Below are 17668 nucleotides of genomic sequence, written 5' to 3'. Positions count from 1 at the left end.
TGCATTCGAAGTCCCGGTATTTTTGGATGAGATCAGCCTATGTCAAGTCCGACGTCGAACGTTGACGCGTAGCCTTGCGCAGTCTGTACGAGGGTAAGCACCAACTGGCTTCCACCCATCCAGAAAATGGCGTCCCCCTTGTTTCCCCGGCCGCGCGGCCCTCTTCTCGCATACGGCTGCTGCGCATAGACGAGATCCGAAAGCGAGTCATCGAAGTAGAGCTGCGAGGTGAATTCATAGGCCCGCATATGCTTCGGATCGGTACGGATCTTGAAGTGTATATGAGGTGTCCTGCCCGGATACCAGCCAGGATAAATCGTGAGGAAACGCACGCTGCCATTGGTATCCGTTACCTGAGAGCCACGCAGGAACTTTTTCCCGAGAGTATTAAAATTACTATCCACGACATCCGAATATACTCCGTCGGCATCACAGTGCCAGATATCCACCGTAGCACCTGCGAGCGGCCTGCAATGGGCTTTATCTACTGAGGAAACGCGAATCTCGAGCGTAAGTGGCAGCCCTTCTTTCACAGACCCATCGGCGGGGTCGGACCGGATATCTGAGCGAGCCAGATGCTCTTCAACAAAATAGGGGCCTTCAGTCTGCTGGGGGGTGACGATACAAGAAAGTGTCTTCCCATTTACTTCCCTGGTGCCGGCGCCGCGAGACGAGCACCCGGCAAGCATATTTATTCCCGTTGCCCCGAGAAGGGTCAGCATTTTTCGTCGACTTAACAGCCATTCCCTGTAATCATCAGCGCTCATGCCTCTCTCCATAAATTTTTGGTCAGCGGCAAAACCACTCACCTTCAATGGATTTCGCTAACGCCCCGCGCTTTCCGCATCTATCTGTCGCAAACAAACGGGCGTGGTTGGATCTTTGAATTTAGAGGCCGAAAAATCAAAATAATTCCAACTACACGCCAGAGCCAGGTTGTATTTTATTTCAGGTATCACGGCTGTTGGCACAGAGCCTGCTCAACAGGTTGTTTTTCACCGCCGGCCATTCATGCTGAAGTATAGAATAAACAACCGTATCACGGATTGAGCCATCGGACATTCTTTGGTGGTTGCGTAAAATTCCGTCTTGTTTTGCACCTAGCCTTTCAATTGACGTTCGGGAGATCTGATTGAAATAATGAGTTCTGAATTCCACCGCGATAGCATTTTTCTGCTCAAAGATATATTGAAGCAACAGGAACTTGCTTTCACTATTCACGCCCGTCTTACAGACTGATTTCGCGTACCAGGTATAGCCCAGCATTGGCCTTTGGTTTAACTCGTCAACGTTATAAAAACGGGTAGTGCCAACAATCCTGTCTGTTTTATTGAGTCTGACAGCAAACGCGATATTTCCTTTCGCTGCGTCTTCAACAGCGTGCCTCACATAGCTTTCCATTTGCTCCGGTGAGGGTACCTTCGCAAACCAGAGTTTCCAGAGCTCTCCATCCGATACCGCAGCTTTTAACGGTTCGACGTCATTAATCCCGAGAGGCGCGAGTGTCACAATCGCCCCCTTCAACTCCACGGGTTCAAGCCAGCTCATTTCTTCTTGCGTTCATGTTTTGCTATTGATTATCGAGAGGGTGCCACAAATTTCGCTATTCCGTATTGGGACACGAAATTCAGCCGGAACCACGTGTGTTACACGCCGGATCAATAAAATGCGTTGCGTCGAATCGAATCTTAAAACATCGGCTTCTTTTTGGCTGAATTATAGCGCTTGACCCCGCCCATAATTTCTGCCTTGGCTTCTTTGACGCCAGCCCAGCCATTTATTTTGACCCATTTGCCGGCTTCAAGATCTTTGTAGTGCGCAAAGAAATGTGCGATTTGTGAGCGCACCAGTTCCGGTAAATCATCGTAGGATTTTTTTTTGCGGTAGAGACCGCACAGCTTGTCGATAGGTACCGCCAATACCTTGGCATCCTCGCCGGCCTCATCGGTCATTTTCAACATGCCCAGCGACCTGCAGCGCACTACCACGCCGGAAATGAGGGGAACCGGCGATATCACCAGCACATCCACCGGATCTCCATCTTTCGATAGCGTGTGAGGAATATAGCCGTAGTTGCACGGATAGTGCATTGACGTGGACATGAAGCGATCCACAAACATCGCACCGGTTTCCTTATCGACCTCGTACTTGATGGGGTCGGCGTTCATGGGGATTTCTATGATGACGTTGAAATCGCTGGGCACGTCGCGGCCAGAATTTACCCGGTCGAGATTCATTTGTATTCTTGCTCCTGGTAACTGAAAATCAACTATTATAACGGTGAGTCCGCGCGATTAAACAATTTCTAGCCATGCGTATGTTGTTTAGCTTAGGCATTGTGGCTGCGATCGCATACGGTGCGCTGGCACTGGTGATATTTATTGCCCAGCCGGGCCTTATCTATTATCCGGAATCCGGGCGAAATATTATCGCCGCTCCTGATTATGTAGGGCTCGCCTACGAGCCCGTGGAAATTTCTACGACCGACGGCGAAACTCTGCATGGCTGGTTTGTGCCGGCCCCTGCTGCGAAAGGAACCATACTGTTCTTTCACGGTAACGCCGGCAACATTTCGCATCGCCTGGAATATCTGCTGATGTTTTATCGGCTCGGTTACAACACATTCATTTTTGATTATCGCGGCTACGGCCAGAGCAGTGGCTCGCCCTCGGAATCCGGTACTTTTCTCGATGCCCAGGCAGCATGGCGTTATCTCACCGAAGCAAAAGGTACTCCATCTGCCCACATTGTGCTGTTTGGTGAATCGCTCGGCGGCGCGGTGGCGGCATGGCTTGCGATGAGCGAAAAGCCGGGGGCGCTGGTGCTCGCATCGGTATTTACCTCGGTACCCGACATGGCGGCAAAAATTTATCCCTTTCTGCCAGTACGTCTGCTGTCCCGTTTCAACTACAACACGATTGAGTACTTGCGGTCTGTTGCCTGCCCGGTGTTTGTCGCGCATAGTTCGCAGGATGATATTGTGCCGTTCGCGCATGGCCAGGCGTTATATCAGGCCGCACCGGAGCCGAAGCAGTTCCTGGAGCTGCAGGGCGGTCACAACAGCGGTTTCATTTTCATGCGGGAAGAATGGATAGAAGCGTTGGGTAGGTTTATGGATACACAGCTAAAGCAATAACTTTACTATGAAGGAGACTAGTCAGGACCATGTTTGATAAATTGAATTTACTTGGGAACAAGCCATGCTGGTAATCGCTCACCGGGGTGTTCACGCCGCGGTCCCCGAAAATACCCTGGCAGCTTTTGAAGCAGCGGTGGCGCTGGGTGTAAATGGCATCGAAACCGATGTGCGCATCAGTCTCGATGGCTTGCCGGTGCTGATTCATGATCGTGTGATCTCGGGACAAGCCGTGGACAGCCTTACCCGCCGAGACATCGAGCAGGCCGCAGGACATGAGGTGCCCACACTGGATGAAGCGTTGGAGCAATTCTCCGGTATCTTGTGGAATATCGAGATCAAGACGGCGAAGGCATTATCCTCGGTTATCAAAGTGCTCGAAAAACATCAAGCCGGTCACCGTATTATTGTCACCTCCTTCCGTCACGACCTGATTGCGATCTGCGCATCATCCCTTATGGTTAATTGCGGCCTGTTGGTAGCGCATCGGCCGCAAACGCTTACCTCCTTGCTGGCCGACTTTGATTGCGAGGGCAATCCCCGAGTCAATCATATTGTGTGGGATTATGAAGTTCTGGATGATAATCTGTTGAAGCAGGCGATTGCGGACGGTTTTCGTAATTTTGTTTATGGGCCGATGACAAAAATGGAGCACGACTACTGCCGCGAACTCGGTGTAGATGGCGTGATTACGGACTATCCCCTTTTGGCGCAAAACGCGTAGGCCGCATTGAGGAAAACAAGCATTTCAGCTTGGCAAAAAGAGATACGGAAGAAAGCCAATAGTTATCGCGGAAGCGAGGGCTTACTTGACAATTTTGATTCTTTGGCCGGGCACTGGCTCACCATCAGGATATTGGCCGTTAAGTAAGCGCAAGTAATTTTCCGCATTCACGCCCAAGGGAGAGTTCCGTGCCAACTCGGCGTAGCTCAAGCCCTTCCTCGCCATGATGGTTTTGATCTCCAGCGATTTAATGGATTTTCGCTCCGCATCGGTGAGTGCGCGGAAACTCTCAATCGCATTGGAGATCGCCGTCCGGTAACGGTCGAATATGGCGGGAGAGTTGCCTCTGCCCGCCAGAAGGTATGCCTTGCTGTCATGGTAAATCACGCCTGCCTTGAATGGCTCTCCATTCTGGGTGGTAGCGGTCACAACCGCGACAGGCAAGCCATTGTTGGTCATCGATAGAATCTGATCGGGAGATTCAAGGCGAAAGCGTTCGCGGGCAAGATCGGCCGGGGAACCGCGGGGAGCGCCGAAAAGACTCAATACCATCAGTGCGTCGCCGTCGGGGCTGGTCGCCACCACTTCATCCGGCTGATTGCGTATACGCCACTCGGGCGGAAACGACAGCATGAAGCCCATGTCCTTGTGTCGAAACGTATTTCCCCGCACGATCCCTTGATTGGCAGCATCGCCAAAAACCATACCGTCGGTTTGGCGCAAGAATTCCGCACGGCGATCATCCGTGCCGGCCGGCTCGATGTATTGGTTCGCTTCACCCACCACCTCCTGCAGGCGCGTGTCGTTGTCGGGGTGGGTAGCGAAAATACCATGATAACGGCGCGGTTCCCGGCCTTCCTGCTTGGCGACTTCAATGTCGAATAGCTCCTGATTCTTCAGCACACCGATAACCTTGATCATTGCCTGCGGGTCATAGCCGCTCCGCGCAAGGTACTCGGCGCCCAGACGGTCCGCCTCCAGCTCATGGCTGCGACCATATCCCGAAAGGAGGACACTCCCGGTAAATCCTAGAAGACTTTGAAGGCTTTGTGCCAGTTGTCCACCTAGTTGCGGCATGAATACCCCCGCCACGAGACCACCAATGGTGGCAGCGGCATTGGTGGCAGCGGCGGCGCTATATTGCCGTACGCTGTGACGTGCCGTGACGTGGCCAATCTCGTGTCCCAATACGGCGGCAAGTTCGGCTTCGGAGTTCAGATACGCCAGAATACCGCGCGTGACATAAATATAACCGCCTGGTAGGGCAAAAGCGTTTACCTGAGGGCTGTCGACGACGGTGAAATGGTATTCGAGCTGTGGCCGGTGGCTTTTTTTTGCAAGTTTTTGCCCGACCGCATTCACATAATTTTGGAGGCTTGGCAGATCGTAACTATCATATTTCTTCTGAATCTCCGCCGCCGCCTGCCGCCCTTTATTCATTTCATCGGCTTCCGACATGAGAGTGAAGTTCCGGTTGCCGGTAACCGGATTTACCGCGCAGCCGGTAAATAGACACGCCATGCAGAATGCAACGATGAATTTAAGTATGGACGAGATCCTCATGGCGACATTAACGATTGATATACGAAAAGGTTGCAGGAAATAAAAAAGGGCAGCTTGAAGCTGCCCTTGGTTACCCGGTTCCCTTTCTACCGTAACGGCCCATACCGATCGAGATAGTGTTAAGCCGTTGTCTGCTTTTCCGCCTTCTTGCCGTATTTCTGGCGGAATTTTTCTACCCGTCCGGCGGTGTCAACGATTTTTTGCTTACCGGTATAGAACGGATGGCAGACCGAACATACTTCTATATGCAAGGGCTTGCCCATGGTGGAGCGGGTCTGGAACGTGTTGCCGCAACTGCAGGTCACGGTGATTTCCTGATAATCTGGATGAATTTCTGCTTTCATGGTGTGTGTCCTTGATCTATACCCGTCCGGCAGGCTGCGAAACGGAAAGGCGCATATTATCCTTTAATCCGGAAGGGGTTGCAACAATGCGGTTGTTATGCGGGGATAAGTGGCGGGCCTTGAATCAGAAATACGAAACTATTGGCGCCCGGTGCCTGAATGATGCAGAGACAAAAGTCCATTTCGTTATGGCATCTATACTCGTCGCATTGAATCGAAGAAATCCGCATTATTTTTTGTGGCCTTGATCTTGTCGAGCAAAAATTCCATTGCATCCATGTCATCCATCGGATAGAGCAGCTTACGCAGCACCCAGATTTTCTGCAACACATCCGGCTTGATAAGCAATTCTTCTTTACGGGTGCCGGAGCGGTTGACGTTGATCGCCGGGTAGGTCCGTTTTTCCGCCATGCGCCGGTCGAGGTGGATTTCCATGTTGCCGGTGCCCTTGAATTCCTCGTAGATCACATCATCCATGCGCGAACCGGTGTCGACCAACGCGGTGGCGATGATGGTGAGGGAGCCGCCTTCTTCGATATTGCGTGCAGCGCCAAAAAAACGCTTGGGACGCTGCAATGCATTGGCGTCCACACCGCCCGTCAGCACCTTGCCGGAGGCGGGCACCACCGTGTTGTATGCGCGTGCCAGGCGCGTGATCGAGTCCAGCAGTATCACTACATCCTTCTTGTGCTCCACCAGCCGCTTGGCTTTTTCGATGACCATGTCGGCGACTTGCACATGGCGCACCGCAGGCTCGTCAAAAGTGGAGGAGACCACTTCGCCTCTGACCGAACGTATCATCTCGGTCACTTCTTCGGGGCGCTCGTCTATCAGCAACACCATCAGCATTACGTCGGGATGGTTGGCGGCGATCGCGTGAGCGATGTGTTGCAGCATAACCGTTTTCCCAGATTTGGGACTGGCCACTAATAGGCCGCGCTGCCCCTTGCCAATGGGGGCAATGAGATCAATGATGCGACTGGTGACGTTTTCCTCAGCTTTGATATCGCGTTCGAGCAGCAGCCGTTGGGTGGGAAAAAGCGGGGTGAGGTTTTCAAACAGAATTTTATGCTTGGAATTTTCCGGTGGCTCATTGTTAACCTTGTCCACCTTTACCAGCGCGAAGTAGCGTTCGCCATCCTTTGGAGTGCGTATTTCGCCCTCTATCGAATCTCCGGTATGTAGGTTGAAGCGCCTGATTTGACTGGGGGAAACATAGATGTCATCCGGACCCGCCAAATAGGAAGTGTCTGGCGATCGCAGGAATCCGAATCCGTCCTGCAAGACTTCCAGCGTACCTTCGCCAAAAATACTCTCTCCCTTTCGTGCCTGATTCTTTAAAAGTGCGAAAATCAGATCCTGTTTTCGCAGACGATTGGCACCGTCTATTTCATTGGCAATAGCCATCTCTACCAGTTCGGTGACATGAAAGTTCTTGAGGTCGGATAAGTGCATGGACGGAATCGTGGGTGAAAAAACAGGGGACGTAAAGCGTCAGAAAACGTTGGGGGAAGGCGATGCGGCAGAGAAAGAATTAAAAGCGGGGGTCCAATCGGGTTCCGCTTTGCTTACTTTAGGAAAACAACAAACACAAGAGTAGCCGGTTTAAATATGACTGTCAATAAAAGCGGTCAGTTGCGATTTTGATAGCGCGCCAACCTTGGTTGCCTCAATGTTGCCATTCTTAAATAGCATGAGCGTAGGGATACCTCGAATACCGTATTTTGGCGGTGTGGCCTGATTTTCGTCGATATTGAGTTTTGCCACCTTGAGGCGCTCCCCATATTCTTTCGCGACTTCGTCCAGAATAGGTGCGATCATTTTGCATGGGCCACACCATTCCGCCCAGTAATCAACTAGTACGGGCACGGTTGATTGCAATACCTCGGATTCAAATGTTCCATCGGAGACGTAATGGATATGCTGGCTCATGGAGTTCTCGTTGAAAAATTAATATATTCGGCTAATGCCGTGCGGCAAGGGGATATCGGTGCTATACGTCTGGATCGCTCGAGATAGATCTATAAGATAACGGAACACGGAAAAATTACCCATCCTTATATATGCCTATGCTAGCGAAAAAATGCATGAAAGGGAAGTGTAACATTATAACCAGATTATGATCACCGATACGCGATACAGAGAAATATTCCTGCACCGCGGGTGCCCTCTCCGCGACATTCATCACATCTGCCCCGAAGTGCGTACAGGAAAAATGATCCCGCTGGTGCATCCGGCCGTGGCATACAGCATATTCCGCATAATTCCACTGCAACATCAGGCGACTTTTTATCCACCGGTTTTTCCCCATGAATCCCGCAACGTTACCGCACGGTTGAACACCGGTTTGCCCGGAACTGTGTCCTCGCGGTCGGCGACGAAGTAACCGTGACGTTCGAATTGAAAGCGGTCTTCCGGCTGCGTCTGATTGAGGAAAGGTTCCACGTACGCGGTGATGGTTTTCTTGGAATGCAAGTTGAGAGACGCCTTGTAATCGTTGCCGCCGGTATCGGGATGGGCGTGCGTAAAAAGACGATCATAAAGCCGTACTTCGGCCTGCTGCGCGTGTCTCGCCGACAGCCAGTGAATGTTACCTTTAACTTTGCGTTTTTCCGCTCCCTCCGTACCGCTTTTGGTATCGGCATCATAGGTGCAGTGAATTTCCATGATTTCTCCGCTGGCATTTTTCAAGACGCCTATACATTTAATGATATAAGCATAGCGTAACCGTACTTCGGCACCGGGGGAAAGGCGAAAATAGCCTTTGGAGGGAATCTCCATGAAATCGCTGGCTTCGATATAAATAATTTTCGATAGCGGCACGACGCGCTTTCCCCAATCCGGTTTTTGCGGATGGTTGGGAGCAAGGCATTCCTCCTCGCTGTTTTCCGGATAATTGTCGATAACGACCTTTAGCGGGTCCAGGATGGCGATGCGCCGAGGAGCGCGTTCATTCAGGTCTTCGCGCAGGCAGTCCTCCAGCACGCCCATTTCTATCCATGAGTCGGCTTTGCTGACACCAATGCGCTCCGCAAACAGCCGTATGGACTCGGGCGTGTAGCCTCGACGCCGCACGCCAGCCAACGTATTCATGCGCGGATCGTCCCAGCCATCGACGAAACCATTCTCGACCAGTTCGATCAGTTTTCGCTTGCTCATTACCGCATAGGTGAGATTCAGCCGTGCAAACTCGATTTGTTGCGGATGACATGGAACGACATCTTTTAACTGGTCCAGCACCCAGTCGTAGAGGGGACGGTGATCCTCGAATTCCAGCGTGCAAAGCGAATGAGTAATTTTCTCCAGCGCATCGGAAATGCAATGCGTGTAATCATACATCGGGTAGATACACCATTTATTGCCGGTGCGGTGATGATGAGCGCGGCGGATTCGGTAGATCACCGGGTCGCGCAGATTGATGTTGGGAGAGGACATGTCGATTTTGGCGCGCAAAACGTGAGCGCCATCAGCGAATTCCCCTGCTTTCATGCGGCGGAACAAGTCGAGGTTCTCCGCAATAGTACGGTCGCGGTAGGGGCTGTTCTGTCCGGTCTCGGTCAGACTACCGCGGAACGCGCGTATTTCCTCGGCAGTAAGGCTATCCACGTAAGCTTGCCCTTGATTGATGAGGTATTCTGCAAACTCGTAAAGTTTGTCGAAATAATCGGAGGCATAGTAGAGGTGCTTGCCCCAATCGAAACCGAGCCATCGGATCGAATCAAGTATTGAATCAACATATTCTTGCTCTTCTTTCTCGGGATTGGTGTCATCGAAGCGCAGGTGGCATGCGCCATTATAATCATGCGCGAGACCAAAATTGAGGCAGATGCTTTTAGCATGTCCGATGTGCAGGTAGCCATTCGGTTCGGGGGGGAAACGGGTTTCCACTCGTCCATTCCATTTGCCGGCGCGATTGTCTTCTTCAATGATGTTGCGGATGAAGTTGGAAACAGGCGGCGCGGTGGGGATAGTTGCGGAATTATCTTTCAAGTCAGCCTCTCGGGATATCATTCTTATACGTCAGGCAAACTATTATAGTGGCAATCGTATTCAGGGGTTCCCTGAATACGTCTTTCATTGTACTTCGAGTTGGCAAACTTTTCGCCAAGCTCAGGAAACGACTCAAGAATTTATTCGAAAAAGAGGATCATCCTATAAGCCGCAATAACACAAGCGAGGATATTTACACTACACTGACCGTCATGAAGCCCCTTACTTTTTCCATTCTGCGGCTGTTGAGCGATGGTGAATTCCATTCCGGCGTAATCCTTGCCCAAAGATTGAATGTCTCGCGCGCCAGTATCTCCAATGCGCTTCGCGACCTGGAGGCGGTTGGCGTGGCCATGCACACGGTGCATGGGCGCGGTTACCGTCTGTCGGACCCGGTGCATTGGCTGGAGCGGGACACTATCCTCAAATATCTTGGCGAGGAAGCGCGCAATTTTCATCTGGAAATACTGGATACCGCCGAATCCACCAGTAGTCTATTATTGCAAAAAGCTGCAATGGCATTGAATTCCGGCAATGCAGGTATTCATGTGATCGCAGCCGAACTGCAAACCCGCGGGCGAGGGCGGCGAGGGCGGCAATGGCATTCCGGCCTGGGTGACGGTCTTACTTTTTCTCTGCTATGGCGGTTCCAGCAAGGCGCGAGCTTTCTGTCGGGCTTGAGTCTTGCGGTCGGCGTCGCTATCGTACGCGCGCTAAGATCGGTAGGGATTAAGGATGCCGTACTTAAGTGGCCGAATGATGTGATGGTTAGCTTCTGTAAGCTGGCGGGAACGCTGATCGAATTGCAGGGGGATATGTTCGGTCCCACCGTTGCGGTGATCGGCGTCGGCATGAACCTGAAATTGCCGGAGAGCATACAGGCTCGCATAGACCAGGGCGCAACAGATGTCTTTACCATCACCGGTGAAATGCCTGATCGCAATGAATTGCTGGCTGTACTGTTGATTGAGCTTACAACGATGTTAAGGGAATTCGAGTATCGAGGCTTTGCGCCGTTCCAGAAAGAATGGGTGGATCACCACGTATGTGAAAACAAGCCTGTCATACTGAGTCTACCCGATGGCTCGAGCCAGGAGGGTGTGGTACATGGCATAGCGGCTGACGGATCGTTGCTGCTACAGACTACGGCAGGAATTCATGGTTACAGTAGCGGTGAGATCACGCTATGCAGGATGGTATAACATAGTTTCAGCGGTTGATCGCTTATTGTTCCGCTCAATACTGTGACTCATAAAGACTTTCGAGACCTTCTTCGCCACGTGCCTTTCACCTTTATGGTGAGTTCGCTACAACTACCGGATTTAGAATGACAGACTCTTCACCTCTTCTGTTGATGGTTGATTCGGGTAACACCCACGTCAAATGGGGGTTGCATGATGGAAGCAGCTGGCTCGAGCAGGGGATCGCAGCGCACACCAGGAAGGCGCTATTGGATCAGGAGTGGCAAGAACTGCGGGAACCCGCGCATATCCTCGTATCCAACGTCGCTGGTACGGATGCAAAGGCGGATTTGTCCGAGCTATTTGCCCGCTGGAAGATAGAGCCACAGTGGGTCACCGCGGTTGCCTACCAATGCGGCGTGCGCAATTACTACGCAGACCCTGCACAGCTTGGCAGCGACCGCTGGGCAGCACTGGTTGCGGCGTGGGAATTACAGCGGCAGGGTTGTCTGGTGGTGGATGCCGGCACTGCCATGACCGTTGACGCGCTTTCCGATACGGGAGAGTTTCTCGGCGGTATCATCACCCCCGGTGTTGATATGATGCAAACGACGCTGATAGAACATACCGCATCGCTAAAATCCGGTGAGGGACAGTTTTGCGATTATCCTGATAGCACCGCCGACGCCATATTCTGTGGTGCGATGCATGCGCTTGCAGGGGCGGTGGAGCGCATGGCTGCATTACTCACTACTACTCTCGGCCATGTGCCTGACTGTATCCTTTGTGGCGGTGCGGCGCAGCGGTTGCAACCCCGACTTAATCTGAATGTCAGAATAGTAGATAATCTGGTGCTGGAAGGCCTGGTATTGATTGCCCGAGAGAATATGGAGAATACTGTGGTAAGCGCCATAAAATTGGATTCTTGAGTATAACCAGCCAGGCATTCATTTCTTTGCATCTCAGCCACCTGGAATATATGTCTGTTTTTCAGCACACAACTTTCTATACGACGGTTAATCAGTTGCGGCAGTTGCCGCCGCCGGATGGCGTGGAGATAGCCTTCGCCGGACGCTCCAATGCGGGTAAATCCAGCGCCATCAATTCACTCACTAACCGTGCGCGTCTCGCTTTCGTCAGCAAAACGCCGGGACGTACCCAGCACATCAATTTTTTTGAACTGGGAAGCGGTCGTTTTCTGGTTGATCTTCCCGGCTACGGTTATGCTAAAGTCCCTCTCGAAATTCGCCAGCATTGGGAGCATTTGCTCAGCACTTACCTCCAGACTCGCGAATCTCTTCATGGCATGGTACTGATCATGGACGTGCGGCATCCCTTGACCCCGCTTGACCGGCAAATGCTGAGCTGGTTCGCGTCAACGGGAAAACCGGTACATGTGCTGCTTACCAAGTCAGACAAGCTGAGCAGGCAGCAGGCCGCGAAAATACTCAAGGACGTACTGTTGTTCTTGCGCGAAACGTATCCGCAATGTAGCGTACAATTATTTTCCAGTATGACCCGGGAAGGGGTTGAAGAGGCGGCTGCCTTGCTGGGCACGTGGTTTGGGTTGGATACGGATCTGATTCAGAAATTAAATGCTGAGCAAAGCCAGCAAACAAAAATAAAAAACCCCCGGTTAAAGGGGAATAAAACCGGGGGCAAACTACCTTAATAGGGATTAAGGTACCCGCTCAGGGAGGAAAAGCGGGAGACAATTAAACACCGTCTGCTAGTAAGATAAAAATTTTGTGTACAAGTTCCCCATATTTAAATTTTTATCTAATTTATTCTTTTTTTAGGTTGATCATGTCAATTTTTACCCAGTTTCCACAGAAAAGGATGCGGCGCATGCGGCGCGACGAGTTCTCCCGCCGTTTGATGCGGGAGAATCGTTTGTACTCGGATGATCTTATTTATCCGGTATTTGTACTGGATGGAAAAAAACAAGAAGAAACGGTAGTTTCAATGCCGGGAGTAATGCGGCAGAGCCTGGATCTGCTCATGTATCGGGCGGAAAAATGCCTGCAACTCGGTATACCCGCGATGGCTATTTTTCCCGTTATCGGGCCTGGTCTGAAGAGTCTTACCGCCGCCGAGGCGCTCAATCCAATGGGACTCGTACCCCGCATCGTAAGCGAATTGAAGAAGCGCTTCCCCGAACTTGGGGTCATCACCGACGTGGCACTCGATCCCTATACCAGTCATGGTCAGGACGGATTGATTGACGCCAATGGCTATGTAATGAACGAAGAAACTGTGACGGTATTGGCACAGCAGGCGCTGATGCATGCTCAAGCCGGCGCGGACGTGGTCGCGCCATCGGACATGATGGATGGGCGCATTGGCGCGATCCGATCCGCGCTTGAAAGCGGAAAGTGCATTCACACCCGTATTCTCGCTTACTCCGCGAAATATGCGTCCAGCTTCTATGGCCCGTTTCGCGACGCGGTAGGTTCGGCCGCCAACCTGGGTACGGGAAACAAGTATACTTATCAGATGGACCCGGCCAATTCAGACGAGGCGCTATGGGAAGTAGAGCTGGATTTGGAAGAAGGAGCGGATATGGTGATGGTAAAACCCGGCTTGCCCTATCTCGATATTGTCCGGCGAGTCAAGGAGCGGTTCGGCGCACCCACTTTTGTTTACCAGGTCAGCGGAGAATATGCCATGCTCAAAGCCGCTGCGCAAAACGGCTGGCTGGATGAAAAAGCGTGCGTTCTGGAATCCATGCTGGCGTTCAAGCGAGCAGGGGCGGATGGCATCCTGACCTACTATGCGATGGATGTGGCGGGATGGCTTAAGCAGGAAGAGTAAATTTTCGGGAAAACAGGCAATTGGAGGCGTGCCGCAATGCTTGGGTTTAATGAGCGAGGAATTCTTTTATAACGTCCTCGGCAGACTTGATCGCTTCATCCACCCCATTCACGCTATCCTCTTCCGGTGGTAACTGCTCCTCCAGAAAATACTCCGTCATCGTACCTTTCGCTTCTCTCAATCCAGTCGCGGGATTGATTTTAGCTGTCGTAATGCCTGGCGGAGGTGTATAAGCCGCCACTGGAACGCCTTTTAACGCCTTGGCCATATAATTCATCCAGATGGGCAAAGCGGCGTGGCTCCCCGTTTCTTTATTACCCAACGGCCTGGGCGTGTCGAAGCCAATCCAGGCAATCGCGACCAAATCCGCCTGATAACCACAAAACCACGCGTCGACGTGATTATTGGTAGTGCCTGTTTTCCCTGCGAGATCGGTGCGGCTCAATTGTTTTGCCTTGGTCGCAGTGCCTCGCTGGATCACATCCTGCATCATGCTGGTCATAAGAAAAGCGTTGCGTGGATCGATGATCTGTTTCGCTTTTTCCGCCGCCAACGCTGGTTGCGATTGCTCCAGTACGTTGCCTTTCACATCCTCGATGCGCTTAATGAAATAGGGAGACACGCGAAAACCCCCATTGGCGAATGCCGCATACCCCACCGCCATTTGCATCGGCGTGACCGATCCGGCGCCCAATGCCATCGGCAAATAGGGAGGATGCTGTTTGGGATCGAAGCCAAAGCGGGCAACGTAATCCTGCGCATACTGGACGCCGATTGCCTGGAGAATGCGAATCGATACCAGGTTCTTGGATTTGGCAAGCGCTTCACGCATGCGTAATGGACCTTCGAAATTGCCGTCGAAATTTCTCGGCTCCCAATCTTCGCTTCCTGTTTCCGCAGCGGTAAAAAAGAGCGGCGCATCATTGATGACGGTCGCGGGCGTAAAGCCCTTCTCGAGGGAGGCGGAATAAACGAAGGGTTTGAAACTGGAACCTGGCTGGCGCCAGGCCTGCGTGACGTGGTTGAATTGATTTCGATTGAAGTCAAATCCGCCCACCATGGCGAGAATCGCCCCGTCTCTTGAATTTATCGATACCAGCGAAGCCTCGACCTGGGGAAGTTGCACAATTTGCCATGCACCTTTTTCGTTCTTCGATATACGGATTAGCGACCCTCGGCGGATATGCTGTTGATTGGAGCCAGCCTTGCTGGTTGTGAGAAATTTTTGTGCAAACTTGAGGCCATCACCGGTGATTTCGACGATCTCTCCGCCTCTGCGATATGCCTTGACCAATTTGGGGTCGGCGGCCAGCGCCACGGCAGCATGAATATCACCGCTGTCGAATACCTCCTGGAGCGCGTCTTCCAGTATTTCCTCTCGGTCGGAGCCATTTTTGGTTAGATCAATAATTCCCTCAGGGCCGCGGTAGCCGTGACGCCTGTCATAATCCAGCACGCCCTGACGCACCGCCTTGCCGGCTGCTTCCTGATCCAGTTTTTTTACCGTTGTATAGACCCGGTAACCTTTGGTATAGGCATCCTCCTGATAACGTTCATACACCGTCTGGCGCGCCATTTCGGCGATGTAGTCGGCGCGCATGGTGAATTCCTGCGATTCACGCTTGACGTGCATCGGTTGTTTTTCCGCTTCCTTGAATTCCTCATTGGAGATATAGCCCAAGTCGTGCATGCGCCGCAGTACATAAAGTTGGCGCGCTTTGGCGCGCTTGATGTTAACTACCGGGTTGAAGCGTGAGGGTGCTTTGGGAAGACCCGCAAGCATGGCCGCTTCAGCGAGGTTGATGTCATTCAGGGTTTTGCCATAATAGACCTGTGCCGCCGCGGCGAACCCATAGGCGCGTTGCCCGAGATAAATCTGGTTGAAATAAAGCTCAAGGATTTCATCCTTGCTCAAACTGTGTTCGATCTTGAATGCAAGTAAAGCCTCACTGAATTTTCGGGTCAGTGTTTTTTCCTTGGTCAGGAAAAAATTCCGCGCGACTTGCATGGTAATGGTGCTGGCGCCCTGGCGTACGCCGCCGGACGCGAAATTGGAATAGGCGGCGCGCAATATACCGATGTAATCCACCCCGCCATGCTGGTAAAACCGGTCATCCTCGGCAGCCAGGATCGCCTTCTTAAGACGTTCTGGAGCCGTACTGATTTTAATCACCTGACGACGCTCTTCGCCGAATTCTCCAATCAGGAGGCCCTCGTCACTGTAGACTCGTAAAGGAATTTTCGGACGGTAATCGGTTAATGCCTCAAGCGAGGGTAGTGTGGGGATGGTGACCAGCGCCGCAAAACCCACTAATAGAACACCAAGCAGACTCACCGCAAACAATGCGGCGATCGCATAAACCCACCAGCGGGTTAGCATGTGGGCTGAACGTTGAAGAGGAGGGTCAAAATGAACATCCGTAATTATTCAAGGTAATCTACTAGGCGACTCTCTGTGCCAGCCTATCGTGCTGGCGGTCAGTTTGCGGCCATTTCGCTGCTTGCCCGGCGTCCATGGACCCAGCTATGGATTTCTCCCAAGCGGCAAAGCTGTCTCGCAACCTGCCTTGCCGTTATCCGATCTCCTAATGGATTATTATCTGGATTAGAAGAAGCCGATTTCAATCCTGAATGCAAGTAGCGAGATGAAGTATAAGGGTTGAATGCGGTCAGTGGAATTGAAATCCTATTTTCCGTTGTACCCTGCTCTTAACGCCCTTCACAATAAACGGATGCAATTATAAAGTAATCGCTAAAGATAATGCGTCACATATGATTTTGATCGCTAAAAGTTTAAACTCCGGTCTATGTTGATTGCTTATGACATCAGGAAAATACGGTAGGGTTTTTAGTGAGGGCGACCAGTACGATATAAATAAATACGAGCTGAGCGGCGATCCACGCGGAAATTTTTGCTTTGCGGGTTTTTCCGAATCTCAACGCCATCATGCCGAGACCGATATAAAGCAGCAGGCCCATGATTTTGGCGGTGAGCCATGAGTTATTCACCGGGTCCTGGTCAATCATGATAGCCAGCGCAATGGCGCTGGTCAGCAGTACTGTATCCACTATGTGCGGCGTGATTTTTACCCAGCGCTGTTGCAGCGCCTCCGATCCCCGCATCATCCACACGCCACGCAAGGAAAACAGCAGATAGCTGATAACGATGCTGGTGACATGAATCATTTTTAATGCCGCGTAGCTCATATTGCCCAAAATCCGCCGGCAGACCACTCATTTGTCAATTTAACGCAAGGACTCACAATGATTTTTTGCCTCACTTGACTCTCACTTCTGAATCCGGTCTCCAGATTCAGGATTAATCTTCACGCAGCATCCAGCCATGGCTACCCGCCACCGCTCCCGCCACAGCGATGAGGCTCAAGCTTAGCATTACCCAATGCATACGCCGCATCCGCGCGAAAGTCTTTTCCGAGTCATGCTCCGACGTACTTTTTATCTGTCGGCGCAGTACAAAAGGTTCCACCACAAATAGCATCAAGGTAAACATTAGCCACACCAGAACCATGGCGTGCATCCACCAGAAACGCAGTTCTGCGAAACGGCTCCATGCGTTGAGTATATGCACCATGTAAAAACCGCTCAAGCCGACGAGCAACGTGGTGAAACGCGCCTGAGGCGCGAAGCGGCTTTCGACACGGCTGAAAAATTCCGTTCGCTCGGCTGCCGATCTCATTTGTGCCATGGCGGGAATCAATACGGTGGTGACCATTGCTACACCTCCGATCCACAACACCACACCCAGCACATGGAGCACTCTGGCAAATGCAAATTCATCCATAAAGGTAATCTTCCTATTTTGCTCGTTTGTTCCGAGTACCGTGCTGACAATGACATGCTCCCGCCTTGGACCGTGGTTCATCCACGGAATTCAATGCGACGATTGCCATACCAG

18 protein-coding genes are annotated in these 17668 nt (G+C 51.8%); 7 read left to right on the top strand and 11 right to left on the bottom strand.

Going from position 1 to position 17668, the window contains the following annotated elements; genetic code table 11:
• Nucleotides 1-32: 32 nt before the first annotated feature.
• From SQ11_RS03330 to ppa, 3 genes are all read right to left on the bottom strand, one after another.
• Entirely contained in the window at nt 33-767 is a 735-nt protein-coding gene (locus SQ11_RS03330) for an intradiol ring-cleavage dioxygenase (RefSeq protein WP_041512706.1), read from the bottom strand.
• Nucleotides 768-948: 181 nt separating this feature from the next.
• Nucleotides 949-1548 carry a GNAT family N-acetyltransferase gene (locus tag SQ11_RS03325; protein WP_041512705.1) on the bottom strand — a complete coding sequence of 200 codons (600 nt, stop codon included), beginning with the start codon at nt 1546-1548 and terminating at the stop codon, nt 949-951.
• Nucleotides 1549-1688: 140 nt separating this feature from the next.
• The gene (ppa, locus tag SQ11_RS03320) at nt 1689-2237 is read right to left on the bottom strand and encodes an inorganic diphosphatase (protein ID WP_041512704.1); all 549 of its coding nucleotides are present in this window, start codon (nt 2235-2237) and stop codon (nt 1689-1691) included.
• A 101-nt stretch (nt 2238-2338) separates the two neighbouring features.
• Here ppa and SQ11_RS03315 point away from each other — a divergent pair, with 101 nt between their 5' ends.
• A complete protein-coding gene (locus SQ11_RS03315; protein ID WP_232297874.1) occupies nt 2339-3136 on the top strand; it encodes an alpha/beta hydrolase in 798 nt (265 codons plus the stop codon).
• A 64-nt stretch (nt 3137-3200) separates the two neighbouring features.
• Nucleotides 3201-3860, top strand: coding sequence for a glycerophosphodiester phosphodiesterase (locus SQ11_RS03310; RefSeq protein WP_041512702.1), 660 nt, complete (start codon nt 3201-3203; stop codon nt 3858-3860).
• A gap of 81 nt (nt 3861-3941) precedes the next feature.
• Here SQ11_RS03310 and SQ11_RS03305 read toward each other — a convergent pair whose 3' ends face one another.
• The 3 genes from SQ11_RS03305 to rho all read right to left on the bottom strand — a co-directional run bounded on the left by SQ11_RS03305 (nt 3942) and on the right by rho (nt 7222).
• The gene (locus SQ11_RS03305) at nt 3942-5381 is read right to left on the bottom strand and encodes a M48 family metalloprotease (RefSeq protein WP_232297873.1); all 1440 of its coding nucleotides are present in this window, start codon (nt 5379-5381) and stop codon (nt 3942-3944) included.
• 161 nt (nt 5382-5542) lie between these two features.
• The gene (rpmE, locus tag SQ11_RS03300) at nt 5543-5767 is read right to left on the bottom strand and encodes a 50S ribosomal protein L31 (protein ID WP_041512700.1); all 225 of its coding nucleotides are present in this window, start codon (nt 5765-5767) and stop codon (nt 5543-5545) included.
• 195 nt (nt 5768-5962) lie between these two features.
• Nucleotides 5963-7222 (bottom strand): transcription termination factor Rho, encoded by a 1260-nt coding sequence (gene rho, locus SQ11_RS03295; RefSeq protein WP_041512699.1) that lies wholly within the window; start codon nt 7220-7222, stop codon nt 5963-5965.
• Between rho and SQ11_RS17145 the strand changes: the two genes are divergently transcribed.
• On the top strand, nt 7221-7367 hold the full coding sequence (locus tag SQ11_RS17145) for a hypothetical protein (protein ID WP_156972394.1): 147 nt from the start codon (nt 7221-7223) through the stop codon (nt 7365-7367). The genes rho and SQ11_RS17145 overlap by 2 nt on opposite strands.
• A gap of 5 nt (nt 7368-7372) precedes the next feature.
• Here SQ11_RS17145 and trxA read toward each other — a convergent pair whose 3' ends face one another.
• A complete protein-coding gene (gene trxA / locus SQ11_RS03290; RefSeq protein ID WP_041512698.1) occupies nt 7373-7699 on the bottom strand; it encodes a thioredoxin TrxA in 327 nt (108 codons plus the stop codon).
• 357 nt (nt 7700-8056) lie between these two features.
• Nucleotides 8057-9757, bottom strand: coding sequence for a glutamine--tRNA ligase/YqeY domain fusion protein (locus SQ11_RS03280; protein ID WP_198140780.1), 1701 nt, complete (start codon nt 9755-9757; stop codon nt 8057-8059).
• A 47-nt stretch (nt 9758-9804) separates the two neighbouring features.
• On the opposite strand from SQ11_RS03280, the gene SQ11_RS03275 reads away from it, so the two are divergent.
• From SQ11_RS03275 to hemB, 4 genes are all read left to right on the top strand, one after another.
• Nucleotides 9805-10959, top strand: coding sequence for a biotin--[acetyl-CoA-carboxylase] ligase (locus tag SQ11_RS03275; protein ID WP_306463959.1), 1155 nt, complete (start codon nt 9805-9807; stop codon nt 10957-10959).
• 125 nt (nt 10960-11084) lie between these two features.
• Nucleotides 11085-11867 (top strand): type III pantothenate kinase, encoded by a 783-nt coding sequence (locus SQ11_RS03270; RefSeq protein ID WP_052493953.1) that lies wholly within the window; start codon nt 11085-11087, stop codon nt 11865-11867.
• A gap of 50 nt (nt 11868-11917) precedes the next feature.
• Nucleotides 11918-12610, top strand: coding sequence for a ribosome biogenesis GTP-binding protein YihA/YsxC (yihA, locus tag SQ11_RS03265; protein ID WP_041512878.1), 693 nt, complete (start codon nt 11918-11920; stop codon nt 12608-12610).
• Nucleotides 12611-12744: 134 nt separating this feature from the next.
• Complete coding sequence (gene hemB / locus SQ11_RS03260) at nt 12745-13752, top strand: porphobilinogen synthase (RefSeq protein ID WP_041512696.1); 1008 nt, start codon at nt 12745-12747, stop codon at nt 13750-13752.
• Between the two features lie 46 nt (nt 13753-13798).
• Here the strand turns inward: hemB and SQ11_RS03255 are convergent, their stop codons facing one another.
• The 3 genes from SQ11_RS03255 to SQ11_RS03245 all read right to left on the bottom strand — a co-directional run bounded on the left by SQ11_RS03255 (nt 13799) and on the right by SQ11_RS03245 (nt 17554).
• Nucleotides 13799-16132: a penicillin-binding protein 1A gene (locus tag SQ11_RS03255; protein ID WP_041512695.1), complete on the bottom strand. Its 2334-nt coding sequence runs from the start codon at nt 16130-16132 to the stop codon at nt 13799-13801.
• Nucleotides 16133-16578: 446 nt separating this feature from the next.
• Nucleotides 16579-16959, bottom strand: coding sequence for a SirB2 family protein (locus tag SQ11_RS03250; protein ID WP_041512694.1), 381 nt, complete (start codon nt 16957-16959; stop codon nt 16579-16581).
• Between the two features lie 112 nt (nt 16960-17071).
• Entirely contained in the window at nt 17072-17554 is a 483-nt protein-coding gene (locus tag SQ11_RS03245; protein WP_041512693.1) for a membrane protein, read from the bottom strand.
• Between the last annotated feature and the right edge of the window lie 114 nt (nt 17555-17668).

The organism is Nitrosospira sp. NpAV (assembly GCF_000832065.1).
GTDB lineage: Bacteria > Pseudomonadota > Gammaproteobacteria > Burkholderiales > Nitrosomonadaceae > Nitrosospira.
This window is presented reverse-complemented; position numbering and strand designations above follow the sequence as displayed.